The organism is Nocardioides sp. NPDC006273, assembly GCF_040613495.1.
Taxonomy (GTDB): Bacteria; Actinomycetota; Actinomycetes; order Propionibacteriales; family Nocardioidaceae; genus Nocardioides.
Map to the genome: position 1 here is coordinate 1 of NZ_JBEXSD010000030.1, position 12,326 is coordinate 12,326.

The 12,326-nt window shown below is 70.3% G+C and carries 10 protein-coding genes; 8 read left to right on the forward strand and 2 right to left on the reverse strand.

Annotated features, from left to right (window positions below; genetic code table 11):
• From ABZZ22_RS14480 to ABZZ22_RS14490, 3 genes are all read left to right on the forward strand, one after another.
• Positions 1-1,268: aldehyde dehydrogenase family protein (locus ABZZ22_RS14480; protein WP_354932444.1), on the forward strand; the 1,268-nt coding region annotated here is incomplete at its 5' end.
• A gap of 26 nt (positions 1,269-1,294) precedes the next feature.
• Entirely contained in the window at positions 1,295-2,809 is a 1,515-nt protein-coding gene (locus ABZZ22_RS14485; RefSeq protein ID WP_354932446.1) for an APC family permease, read from the forward strand.
• Positions 2,806-4,872 carry an FAD-dependent oxidoreductase gene (locus tag ABZZ22_RS14490; RefSeq protein ID WP_354932448.1) on the forward strand — a complete coding sequence of 689 codons (2,067 nt, stop codon included), beginning with the start codon at positions 2,806-2,808 and terminating at the stop codon, positions 4,870-4,872. The genes ABZZ22_RS14485 and ABZZ22_RS14490 overlap by 4 nt, the downstream gene beginning before the upstream one ends.
• A gap of 86 nt (positions 4,873-4,958) precedes the next feature.
• Here ABZZ22_RS14490 and ABZZ22_RS14495 read toward each other — a convergent pair whose 3' ends face one another.
• The gene (locus tag ABZZ22_RS14495) at positions 4,959-6,032 is read right to left on the reverse strand and encodes a hypothetical protein (protein WP_354932450.1); all 1,074 of its coding nucleotides are present in this window, start codon (positions 6,030-6,032) and stop codon (positions 4,959-4,961) included.
• A gap of 131 nt (positions 6,033-6,163) precedes the next feature.
• Positions 6,164-7,423: an NAD(P)/FAD-dependent oxidoreductase gene (locus tag ABZZ22_RS14500; RefSeq protein WP_354932452.1), complete on the reverse strand. Its 1,260-nt coding sequence runs from the start codon at positions 7,421-7,423 to the stop codon at positions 6,164-6,166.
• 170 nt (positions 7,424-7,593) lie between these two features.
• On the opposite strand from ABZZ22_RS14500, the gene ABZZ22_RS14505 reads away from it, so the two are divergent.
• From ABZZ22_RS14505 to ABZZ22_RS14525, 5 genes are read left to right on the forward strand one after another with little or no spacing between them, the layout of a single operon-like run.
• Positions 7,594-8,040: a RidA family protein gene (locus tag ABZZ22_RS14505; RefSeq protein ID WP_354932454.1), complete on the forward strand. Its 447-nt coding sequence runs from the start codon at positions 7,594-7,596 to the stop codon at positions 8,038-8,040.
• The gene (locus ABZZ22_RS14510) at positions 8,037-8,705 is read left to right on the forward strand and encodes a DUF1028 domain-containing protein (protein ID WP_354932456.1); all 669 of its coding nucleotides are present in this window, start codon (positions 8,037-8,039) and stop codon (positions 8,703-8,705) included. The genes ABZZ22_RS14505 and ABZZ22_RS14510 overlap by 4 nt, the downstream gene beginning before the upstream one ends.
• A gap of 4 nt (positions 8,706-8,709) precedes the next feature.
• The gene (locus tag ABZZ22_RS14515; protein ID WP_354932458.1) at positions 8,710-9,849 is read left to right on the forward strand and encodes a M20 family metallopeptidase; all 1,140 of its coding nucleotides are present in this window, start codon (positions 8,710-8,712) and stop codon (positions 9,847-9,849) included.
• A complete protein-coding gene (locus ABZZ22_RS14520; protein ID WP_354932460.1) occupies positions 9,846-11,285 on the forward strand; it encodes an aspartate ammonia-lyase in 1,440 nt (479 codons plus the stop codon). Before ABZZ22_RS14515 ends, ABZZ22_RS14520 begins: the two co-directional genes overlap by 4 nt.
• A 39-nt stretch (positions 11,286-11,324) precedes the next feature.
• Complete coding sequence (locus tag ABZZ22_RS14525) at positions 11,325-12,242, forward strand: LysR family transcriptional regulator (protein ID WP_354932462.1); 918 nt, start codon at positions 11,325-11,327, stop codon at positions 12,240-12,242.
• Positions 12,243-12,326: the final 84 nt, after the last annotated feature.

The following is a 12,326-nucleotide window of genomic DNA, read 5'->3' on the forward strand; positions in this document are numbered from 1 at the left end:
CGCGGGCCGGGGTCGCATTCCGCCGGGAGCGGATGCTCCGCTTCGCCGATCTCCTCGCCGACCACGCCGCCGAGCTGGCGGTGCTGGACTCGCTCGACATGGGCAAGCGGGTCGTGGACGCCTACGACCTGGATCTGCCGTTCTCGGTCGACCTGTTCCGCTACTACGCCGAGGCGATCGACAAGATCAACGACGAGGTCGCGCCGACCCCGCCGGGCACCACGGCGCTGATCCGCCGCGTCCCGCTCGGCGTCGTCGGCGCGGTGGTCCCGTGGAACTACCCGGTCGACATGCTCGCGTGGAAGGTCGCCCCGGCGATGGCCGCGGGCAACAGCGTCGTGCTCAAGCCCGCCGAGCAGTCACCCTCCTCCGCGCTGCGGATCGCCGAGCTCGCCGCCGAGGCTGGGATCCCCGACGGTGTCCTCAACGTCGTCCCGGGCCTGGGGGAGACGACCGGCCGCGCCCTCGGCCTGCACCCGGACGTCGACGTGCTCGCCTTCACCGGCTCGACCGAGGTCGGCGCGTACTTCCTGCAGTACGCCGGCCAGTCGAACCTCAAGCAGGTCTGGCTCGAGTGCGGAGGCAAGAGCCCGCACGTCGTCTTCGCCGACGCCGAGGACCTCGCGGCCACGGCGAAGCAGACCGCCTTCGGCATCTGGTTCAACCAGGGCGCGGTCTGCTCGGCGCACTCCCGCGTGCTCGTCCAGCGCGAGGCCCACGAGGAGTTCGTCGACCTCGTCGCGAAGGAGGCCGCGGCGTACGCCCCCGGCGACCCGCTCGACCCGGCCGCCGGGATGGGCGCGATCGTCTCGTCCGAGCAGACCGACCGGATCATGGGCTTCGTCGACGCGGCCAAGGCCTCCGACGCCCGCCTGGTCACCGGTGGCGAGCGGATCACCCGCGACGGCAGCGACTGCTACATCCAGCCGACCGTCTTCGACGACGTCGACCCGGTCTCCACCCTCGCCCGCGAAGAGGTCTTCGGGCCGGTCCTGGCGGTCACCGCCTTCGACACCGAGGACGAGGCCGTCGCGCTCGCCAACGACACGCCGTACGGACTGGCCGCCTCGGTCGCGACCAGCAGCCTGAGCCGCGCGCACCGGCTCACCGAACGGATCCACGCCGGCACGGTGACCGTCAACGGCGTCGACGCCTTCAGCGCCTGGACCCCGTTCGGCGGGTTCAAGGGCTCCGGCTTCGGGCGTGATCTCTCGCTGCACGCGCTCGACAAGTACGTCGGTCTCAAGACCGTCTGGATCAACCACTGACCCGTCCGACCAGCCAGGGAGCCACCATGACGCAGACCAACCAGCCGACCGCGCTCGCGGCCGAGCAACAGACGCATCTTCGCAAGACGCTGCGACGCTTCGACATCATCTTCCTGCTCATCGCCGCCGTCGTCGGCCTCGAGACCCTCGGGCAGGTCTCGGTCTACGGCGCCGAGGCGTTCACCTGGGCGCTCGTGCTCGCGATCTTCTTCCTCGTGCCGTACGGACTGATCTTCGCCGAGACCGGGGCCGCGTTCAGCGAGGAGGGCGGTGCCTACACCTGGGTCAGAGACGCCTTCGGACGTCCGGCCGCCGCGGTGGCGGCGATCCTCACCTGGATCACCCAGCCGGTGTGGGTCGGTGGCTCGATGGCCTTCCTCGCCGCCGAGACCGTGAGCGTCTACATCACGCCGCTCGAGCACGGCTCGGTCGGTGACTACGTGTTCAAGATCGTGTTCATCTGGATCACCGTCGTCGCGGCGATCGCCAGCCTCAGCAAGGGCAAGTGGCTCCCGACCAGCGGCGCGATCCTCAAGGTCGGCCTGCTCGCCTTCTTCGTGCTGACCACGATCATCTACGCCACGCAGCACGGCGTGGTCGAGCTCAACGGCAGCGACTTCAGCCCGACCCTGCTCGGCCTGTTCGGGTCGGTGCCGATCCTGCTCTTCGCCTACCTCGGCTTCGAGTCCTCCAACAGCGCGGCCGGCGAGATGGAGAACCCCGCTCGCGACGTACCGGTCTCGATCTTCCGTTCCTGCCTGACCGCTGCGGTCTGCTACCTGGTGCCGATCTTCGCGATCCTGCTCGTCGTACCCAGCGAGGACATCACCGGCATCGGTGGGCTCCTCGACGCCGTCGGCACCGTCTACTCGGTCTACGGCCCCGCGGCGGAGCCGCTGCTCACGCTCACCGCCGTCGCTTTCGTCTACATCCTGATGAGCCAGGGTGCCGCGTGGATGATCATCTCCGACCGGATGCAGGCGATGACCGCTGCCGACGGGTCCTTCTTCGGAGGGTTCTTCGGCCGCTTCCACGAGGGCCTCGGTACGCCGGTTCGGGTCAACATGCTCTCCGGCGTCGTCTCGACGGTGTTCATGCTCGTCGCGATGCAGGTGACCGGGTCGGGGGCGTCGATCTTCGGGGTCGTGCTCACCATCTCGATCTCGACCTTCCTGCTCAGCTACCTGTTGGTCATCCCCGCCGCGATCCGGCTGCGCACCCGCTACCCCGACCGCCCGCGCCCGTTCCGCGTGCCCGTCTCCGACCGCGGCTTCGCGGTGCTCGGCTGGTCGGCCTTCGCCTGGGTCCTGCTCGGCTCGTGGGTCGCGGTCTTCCCCGGCACCCTCGAGCGCGTCTTCGGCGTGGCCTACCCCTTCGAGGAGATCTGGGGCGTGAGCCGGGTGACCTTCGAGACCTTCACCCTCGGCACGCTCGGCTGCCTGCTCCTGCTCTGTGGAGTCGGGTACGTCCGTGGTGCCCGCGTCCGCGCCGAGGTCGGCGCCCCCGTGCCGTCCGTTCCCACCGAGGAGCCCATCCGATGACCGACCAGACCCCCGCGCCGTACGACATCCTGTTCGAGCCCGTGCAGATCGGGCCGTTCACCACGAAGAACCGCTTCTACCAGGTGCCCCACTGCAACGGGATGGGCTACCGCGACCCCAGCGCCCAGGCGGCGATGCGCAAGATCAAGGCCGAGGGCGGCTGGTCGGTGGTGTGCACCGAGCAGGTGGAGATCCACGCGACCTCCGACATCGCGCCGTTCATCGAGCTGCGGATCTGGGACGACCAGGACCTGCCCGCGCTCGAGCGGATCGCCGACGCCATCCACGAGGGTGGCGGCCTGGCCGGCATCGAGCTGGCCCACAACGGTATGAACGCCCCGAATCAGCTCAGCCGCGAGACCCCGCTCGGGCCGGCGCACCTGCCGGTCGCTCCCGACACGATCGCGCCGGTCCAGGCCCGCGCCATGTCGCTGCAGGACATCGAGGATCTGCGGCGCTGGCACCGCAATGCCGTACGCCGCTCGCTCGAGGCCGGTTACGACGTCGTCTACGTCTACGGCGCCCACGGCTACGGCACCCCGCACCACTTCCTCTCCCGGCGCTACAACGACCGCACCGACGCGTACGGCGGCTCGCTCGAGAACCGCATGCGGCTGCTGCGCGAGCTTCTCGAGGACACCATCGACGAGGTCGCCGGCCGGGCCGCGGTGGCCTGCCGGATCACGGTCGAGGAGGAGATCGACGGTGGCATCACCCGCGAGGACATCGAGGGCGTCCTGCGCGAGCTCGGCGAGCTGCCCGACCTGTGGGACTTCGCGATGGGCAGCTGGGAGGGCGACTCGGTCACTTCGCGGTTCGCGCCCGAGGGCCGCCAGGAGGAGTTCGTCGCCGGACTGAAGAAGCTCACCTCCAAGCCGGTGGTCGGCGTCGGCCGGTTCACCTCGCCGGACGCGATGGTGCGCCAGGTCAAGGCCGGCATCCTCGACCTGATCGGCGCCGCGCGCCCGTCGATCGCGGACCCGTTCCTGCCGAACAAGATCCGCGACGGCCGGCTCAACCTGATCCGCGAGTGCATCGGCTGCAACATCTGCGTCTCCGGCGACCTCACAATGTCGCCGATCCGCTGCACCCAGAACCCGAGCATGGGGGAGGAGTGGCGCCGCGGCTGGCACCCGGAGCGGATCCGGGCCAAGGAGAGCGACGCCCGCATCCTCGTCGTCGGCGCCGGCCCCTCCGGGCTGGAGGCGGCCCGGGCGCTCGGTGTCCGCGGCTACGACGTCGTGCTGGCCGAGGCCGGCCGTGATCTCGGCGGCCGGGTGACGCAGGAGTCCGCGCTGCCAGGCCTCTCTGCCTGGGGCCGTGTCAAGGAGTACCGTGAGGCGGCCCTCGCCGAGCTGCCCAACGTGGAGATCTATCGCGAGAGCCCGATGAGCGGTGAGGACATCGTCGAGTTCGGCTTCGAGCACGTCATCACCGCGACCGGCGCCACCTGGCGTACGGACGGGGTCGCGCGCTTCCACACCAGCGCGATGCCGATCGCCGAGGGTGCCCAGGTGCTCGGGCCCGACGACCTCTTCGCCGGCCGGCTTCCCGAGGGCAAGAAGGTGGTCGTCTACGACGACGACCACTACTACCTGGGCGGCGTCGTCGCCGAGCTGCTCGCGCAGAAGGGCTACGACGTCTCGATCGTCACCACCGGTTCGCAGGTGTCGTCGTGGACCAACAACACCTTCGAGGTCAACCGGATCCAGCGGCGTCTGATCGAGAACGGCATCACTCGGGTGACCGACCACGCGGTCGTCTCCGTCGGGGTCGGCGGTGTCCGGGTGCAGGACGTCTACGCGGGCGTCGAGCGCGATCTCGACTGCGACGCCGTCGTCATGGTGACCGCCCGCCTCCCGCGCGAGGAGCTCTACCTCGACCTCGTCGCCCGTCGCGATGCCGACGAGATCGCCTCCGTACGCGGCATCGGCGACTCCTGGGGTCCCGGCACCATCGCGGCGGCGGTGTGGTCCGGCCGGCGCGCCGCCGAGGAGTTCGACGCCGTCCTGCCCTCCAACGACGAGGTGCCGTTCCGGCGTGAGGTGACCCAGCTGGCCTGAGGCGACCGAAATAGGTACGACGGGGAGTACTGCAGGGATTACGCGCCAGTAACCCGTGTAGAACTCCCCGTCGTACCCGGTAGGGGTCAGCTGGCTCGGCGGTGGAGGATTCTCGAGCGCTGTTCCTTCGTCAGGGCGCGGCGTTGTTCTACCGTGGTTGTCGGGAGCCACCAAGCTGGTGGGGTCAGGGTCCAGTCTCTTGTCCGATCTCGGCCGGCTCGCCGACATGCGTCTCGGGTGCGGCGGAGGAAGTCGGCGGGATCGCGACGGTCGGCGGCGACCATGGTCACGTACTCCAGGCCCACGCGGCGAAATGCTCCTTCACGACGGATGTCCCTGGCTCGCTGCTTGCCCTCCAGGTGCAGTGCGCCGTCGTACTCCCCGACAACGCCGTGGTCGAGGTCGAGCAGATCGGGCGTACCGATGTGGTTGCCTGCCATGTCGAAGACGGGATGGTTGGAGACGACGTCGACGAGGCCGATGTCACGCCACAGCAGGCGCATCTCGGTCTCCATCCGCGACCACGTGTTCTCGTCGCCGAGCGCGATCGCCTCGCGGCATCGGCCCACGCCCGTCCAACCGGACAGACGCACGACGTACGCCTCGGCCTCCTGCTTCGCCACCAGGTCGGCCTGCGCGGCGGCGTCGAAGATCTTGACCGCCTCGACCAGCGTCGAGGCGAACCTCATCTCGAAGCAGACGGACCGGAGCGGATGCGTGACGGGCAGGCCGTCGACGACCCGTCGATCATCGAGCTGGCGCCTCTCGGCGGTGATGAATGCGCCCCGGGGCGGGTCGATGCGATGATCGTCCACCAGGAGCGGAACCGGCCGCTCGCGGTTGGGCCGTTGTCCTGATCTCGTCGAGGCCTCGAGGCCGTCGAACGCCTCCGCGCCGAGCCAGCGAAGCGCCGCCCACCCGGTCACGGCATCGTAGGGGCCGAGCACCACCGCTGCCTCGACGATCCGCTGCTCCGGCGTGTCTGCGGTGTGTCGCGCGGGCAGGTAGAAGCCCCGACCCGTCCGTCGCCACCCCTTGCCGGCCACCTGACCTCGCGTCGGCCCGCCCTTCCCGGCTGGATCGACGCGCACAGGGCGCATGAGCCCCGGCCGGCGCACGTGGAACTCCGGCGGCTCGAAGTCCTCAGCGGAAACGGCCATGCCGAGATCATCACCCGGAGCCGACTTCCCTGCAGAAGTTATCCACAGGGCCACGTACGACGGGGAGTTCTGCAGGGGTTACGTGCGAGTAACCCCTGCAAAACTCCCCGTCGTAGGTTCGGCCCGCCGGATCAGCCGCGGGCCTGTCGGTCGTACGCCGCGTAGCTGCGCTGTGTCGCGATGTGGCCGGCGACGTGCTTGGCGTCGTGCCACACGCCCCAGATGAAGCTCGAGCCGCGACGGGAGAGCCAGGGGAGTCCGACGAAGTAGACGCCGGGCTCGGTGGAGACGCCGCGGCGGTGGGCCGGGCGGCCGTTCTCGTCGAGCGCGTCGACCTGGAGCCAGCCGTAGTCGGTCGCGAAGCCGGTCGCCCAGATCACCGTGGTGATGCCGGCCTCGGCCAGGTCGAGAGAGAGCAGGGGCGTGGTCGCAGCTGAAGGGCTGGGGCCGAGCTCGCGGGCCGCAGGCTCCTCGGGCAGGTCGATGCCGTTGCGGGTGACGTACTCGTCAGCGGCGTCGAGGAGGGCGAGGTAGTTGGCGTCGCCCTGGGCGATGTTCTCGGCCAGATCCTCACGGAAGGTGAGCGTGCCGGCGTCGTAGGTGTCGGTCATGCCGACGAGCTGGATCCCGCTCGCCTCGAGGGTGCGGAAGTCGATGGTGTGGCCGCCGTGCGCGCCGCTGACGGCGATGGTGACGTGCTCCGCGCCGGCGGCCGGAGTCTCCAGGTCCCAGAGCCCCAGGACGCCGAGCCACCAGCAGAAGTCGCGGCCGCGGTAGCTGCGCGGGGGACGGTCGTGCGGGCCGACCGAGAGGTGGACCTGGCGGCCGGAGCGCTGCAGCTCGTCGGCGATCTGGACACCGGAGGAACCGGCGCCGACGACGAGGGCGTTGCCCGCCGGAAGCTGGTCAGGGTTGCGGTAGTCGCTCGAGTGCAGCTGCCGCGCGACCGCGCCGTCGGGGACGATCGGCGGGTAGACCGGTCGCTGGAACGGGCCGGTCGCGGCGACGACGAACCGCGCGTCGATGACGCCGTCGGAGGTCTCGACCCGGAAGCCCGGACGACCCTCGTTCCGGGTCACCGAGGTGACCTCGACACCGGTCCTGATCGGGGCGGCGATCTTCTCGGCGTACGCCTCGAAGTAGGCGGCGACCTGGTCCTTGGTGGCGAACGCGTCCGCGTCGACGTCCTGGAACTCCAGGCCCGGGAATCGGTCGTGCCAAGCCGGGCCGTTGGCGACGAGCGAGTCCCAGCGCATCGTGCGCCAGCGCTCGGCGATCCGGTCACGCTCCAGCACGAGGTGGGGTACGCCGTTGTCGCTCAGGTGCTCACTCATCGCCACGCCGGCCTGACCGGCGCCGACGACGAGGACCTCGATCTGTTCGTTGGACATACTCAAATCCTGAGGCGCCCCTTTGCTCGTGTCCAACAGATGTTGTTGGCCTTACCCATCGGATCGGCCGATGCAATCACCGGGGCCCCGCTACTGCATCTGTTTCATTGACGATAGTCCTTGGAAACATCTGTTGGACACATGCTCTGCGACGAGGTGGACTGGTCTTCGTGGAGACCAACAAGAGCATCGTCGTCGGCGGACACACCCGGATCCGCCCGTTCAACACCAGCGCCACCTATCCCGAGCAGAACCTCGACAACGACCTGTGCCAGGCCGTCGTCGCGGGCAACACCGTCTATGTGCGCGGCCAGATCGGGCAGAACCTGGACACCAGCGAGTCGGTCGGCATCGGCGACGTCGAGGCGCAGACCGAGCAGGCGATGGCCAACATCAAGATGCTGCTCGAGGAGGCCGGTGCCGAGATGGAGCACCTGGTCAAGCTCACGATCTACATCGTCGACCCGCGCTACCGCGAGACGGTCTACCGGACGATCGGCCGCTGGACGAAGGGCGTCCACCCGATCTCCACCGGCCTGGTGATCTCCGCCCTGGCCCGTCCGGAGTGGCTGGTCGAGGTCGACGCGATCGCCGTGATCCCGGGGGAGCAGCAGTGACCTTCTCCGTCCTCGCGACCGACGGCAACGGCGCCGTCGGCATCGCCGTGACCTCCTCCAGCCCGGCCGTCGCCGCGCGCTGCGTCCATCTGCGCCCCGGTGTCGGCGGCGCCTCGTCGCAGAACATCACCGACCCGCGCCTGGGCACCGAGCTGCTCGCCGCGCTCGCCGCGGGGCTCGACGCCCGGGCAGCGCTCGCGTCGGTCACGCAGGGTCGCGAGCACATCGACCACCGTCAGCTGACGGTGCTCGGCCTCGACGGCACCGGCGCTGCGTACAGCGGGTCGGGGTCGCTCGGCGTCCACCATCACGCCGTCGCGCCGCAGGTCGTCGCCGCCGGCAACCTGCTGGCCGGCACCGAGGTCGTCGACGCCGTCGTCGCTGGCTTCCAGACCTCGACCGGCGAGCTCGAGGAGCGGCTGCTGGCCGCTCTCGAGGCCGGGCTGGCCGTCGGCGGCGAGGCCGGGCCGCTGCACTCGGCCGGCCTGTCCGTCGTACGCGACGTCGCCTGGCGAGTCACCGACCTCCGCGTCGACTGGAGCGATCACCCGGTCGAGGACCTCCGTGACCTGCTGAAGGTCTGGATGCCGCAGCGCGACGACTACGTGACCCGCGGCCTCGACCCCACCACCGCCCCGTCCTACGGCGTGCCTGGGGACGAGTGAGCCGATGACCACCTCGAAAACGCACGCCGCGGCCACGATCGGCGGCGATGCCGAGCGCCTCGTCCGGCTCTCGGAGCAGCTGCACGCCAACCCCGAGACCGCGTGGGAGGAGCACGAGTCCTCGCGCTGGGTCGCGGAGTCGCTCGAGGAGGCCGGGTTCAATGTGACTCCGGCCCACCTCGGCCTCGAGACCGCGTTCCTGGCCACCTTCGGCAGTGGTCCGTTCCGCCTCGGCCTGTGTGCCGAGTACGACGCGCTCCCCGGTCTCGGCCATGCCTGCGGCCACAACCTGATCTCCGCGATCACCGTCGGTGCCGCCCGCGCGCTCGCTCCGCTGGCCGATGTGGCCGGCCTGACGATCGAGGTCTACGGCACTCCCGCCGAGGAGGGTGGCGGCGGCAAGATCGAGCTGCTCGAGCGCGGCGCCTTCGCCGGCCTCGACCTGGCGATGATGGCTCACCCGGCGCCGGTCGATGTCGCCGAGGCCGAGCCGTTCGCGGTGTCCCACTCGCACGTCGAGTACCACGGGAAGGCGGCCCATGCGGCCGCCTATCCCGAGCAGGGCGTCAACGCCGCCGACGCCTTCACCATCGCGCAGGTGGCGATCGGTCTGCTCCGCCAGCAGCTGCCGCCGACCGTGCGAGTGCACGGCGTGATGACCAACGGGGGAGAGGCGCCCAACGCCATCCCCGCGCGGACCGAGGGCCGCTGGTACGTGCGCGCCGAGAGCCTCGCCCAGCTCGCCGAGACGGAGGAGAAGGTCTGGCGCTGCTTCGAGGCCGGTGCGCTCGCGACCGGCGCGACGCTCACCGTCGAGCCAGAGAGCAAGCCGTACGCCGAGTTCCGGATCTTCGCGCCCGCGCTGGCGGCGTACCGGCGCAATGCCGAGGAGATCGGCCGGGTCTTCGACCCGGGGACCCCTGCCCGCCGGATGAACCGAGCCTCCACCGACATGGGCAACGTCTCCCAGGTCGTGAACGCCATCCACCCCTACGTCGGTATCAACTCCGGGACCGCCCTCAACCATCAGCCAGAGTTCGCCGCACATTGCGTCGGCGGGGACGCCGAGAAGGCGATCCTCGAAGCCGCGACCGCGCTGGCGTGGACCGCGCTCGACGTCGCCGAGGAGGCGACGGCACGATGACCGCCATCGGCGCTCCCTCCACCCGCACCGAACACGACTCGCTCGGCGCGTTCGAGGTCCCCGCGACCGCGTACTGGGGCGTGCACACCGCCCGCGCGCTGCGAAACTTCCCCATCAGCGGCACCACGGTCGGGGCCCACCGATCGCTCGTCGCCGCGCTCGGCGCGGTCAAGCTCGCCGCGGCCCGCGCCAACCACGATGTCGGCCTGCTCGACGACCGCCGGTACGAGGCGATCGCCGCCGCCGCACAGGAGGTCCGCGACGGTGCCCTCGACGACCAGTTCGTCGTCGACGTGATCCAGGGCGGTGCCGGGACCTCGACCAACATGAACGCCAACGAGGTCGTCGCCAACCGTGCCTTGGAGATCCTGGGCCTGCCGTTCGGCAGCTACGCCGAGCTCCACCCCTTGGACCACGTGAACCGCTGCCAGTCGACCAATGACGTCTACCCGACCGCCGTGCGCCTCGCGCTGGTCGGGGCGATCGACCGCCTGGCCGAGGCGACCGAAGCTCTCGCCGCCTCGTTCGCCCGGAAGGCGAGCGAGTTTCGTGCCGTCCCCAAGATCGGTCGTACGCAGCTCCAGGACGCCGTCCCGATGACGGTCGGCCAAGAGCTCGGTGCCTTCGCCACCACGCTGCGCGAGGAGCTGGCGCGACTGGCCGACTCACGCATGCTGTTGTGCGAGATCAACCTCGGGGCCACCGCGATCGGCACCGGGATCACCGCCCACCCCGACTACCGGCGTCTCGCCGTCCAGCACCTCGCCGAGATCACCGGCCTGCCGGTCGTCGGCGCCGGTGACCTCGTGGAGGCGACCAGCGACACCGGCGCCTTCGTGCAGGTCTCCAGCGTGCTGAAGCGGATCGTCGTCAAAGCCTCCAAGATCTGCAACGACCTCCGGCTGCTCAGCTCCGGCCCGCAGGCCGGTCTCGGTGAGCTGCAGCTGCCTGCTCGCCAGGCCGGGTCGAGCATCATGCCCGGCAAGGTCAACCCGGTCATCCCGGAGATGGTCAACCAGGTCGCCTTCTGGGTGATCGGCAACGACCTGACCGTCACCATGGCAGCCGAGGCCGGCCAGCTCCAGCTCAACGCGTTCGAGCCGGTCATGGGCCACGGCCTCCTCCAGGGCTTCGGCTGGACCGCGTCGGCCTTCGACTCGCTGCGCGAGCTGTGCGTGGACGGCATCACCGTCGACGCCTCCGCGCTCGCTGCCGCGGCCGCCACCAACGCCGGCCTCGCGACCGCACTGACCCCGCTGCTCGGCTACGCGAGGTCCGCGGAGATCGCCAAGGCCGCGCTCGGCGGCGAGGGAGCGATCCGGGATCTGGCCCTGGCCACCGGCGTCCTCGACCCGGCCGTGCTCGACGCTCTGCTGCGGCCCGAGACGCTGGCGAACCTCGACGTGCCCGGCGCCAACGTGGCGACACGGGAGTAAGAGATCGCGCAGTCGCATGGTTCGGGCAAGATGGCTCGCATGGCCGAGCCGTCCTTCACCCTGACCCAGCTGCGCTACTTCGCCGCAGCCGCGGAGCTGGGCAGCATGACCGCCGCGTCGCGGCAGCTCGTGGTCTCGCAGTCGGCCGTCTCCACGGCCGTGGCGCAGCTGGAGAAGGAGCTGGGCGTCCAGCTGCTGCTGCGCCACCACGCCCGCGGTCTGACGCTGACGTCGGCCGGCGAGGAGTTCTACCGCGAGCTGCGCAGCTATCTGGTGCACACCAACGAGCTGGTGGAGGTCGCGCGTTCGGCCGGTCAGGCGCTCGTCGGCGACCTCACCATCGGCTGCTTCACCACCCTGGGCCCCTTCGAGCTCCCGCGGCTGCTGGCCGCCTGTGAGCAGGACCATCCCGGCATCCACGTCTCCGTCGTCGAGGACGAGCACGCGGCGCTCAAGCAGGCGCTGCGCTCGGGCCGCTGCGAGCTGGCGCTCATGTACGGCTACGACCTCGACGACGACATCGACCATGTCCAGGTCGGCCTCGCCGCGCCGTACGTCCTCGTCGGCAAGGGCCATCGGTTGGCCCGCCGCAAGAAGGTCGCCCTCGCCGAGCTCCAGGAGGATCCGATGGTGCTCCTCGACCTGCCCCACAGCGGCCAGTACTTCGAGCGGCTCGTCGAGTCGGCCGGCTTCCGCCCGCAGATCCGCCACCGCACCGCCGGCTTCGAGACCGTCCGGGCGATGGTCGCCAACGGCCAGGGGTGGTCGGTCCTCAACCAGCGCCCGGCCAGCGACACGACGTACGACGGTGCCCAGATCGTGACCCTCGAGATCAGCGACCCCATCGAGCCGCTCGAGGTCGTGCTGGCCTCGATGAAGGGCGTACGCCTCACCGCCCGCGCCCAGGCCTTCGTCCGCTCCTCGGGCCGAGCAGCACGCCGGCGGGAAGGCCGCTGAGCATCGACCGTCGAGTCGGCCCGAACTGACAAGGCTCCGCCGAGTCGGCGCGTCATGACGCGCCGACTCGGCGGGGATCGCGGT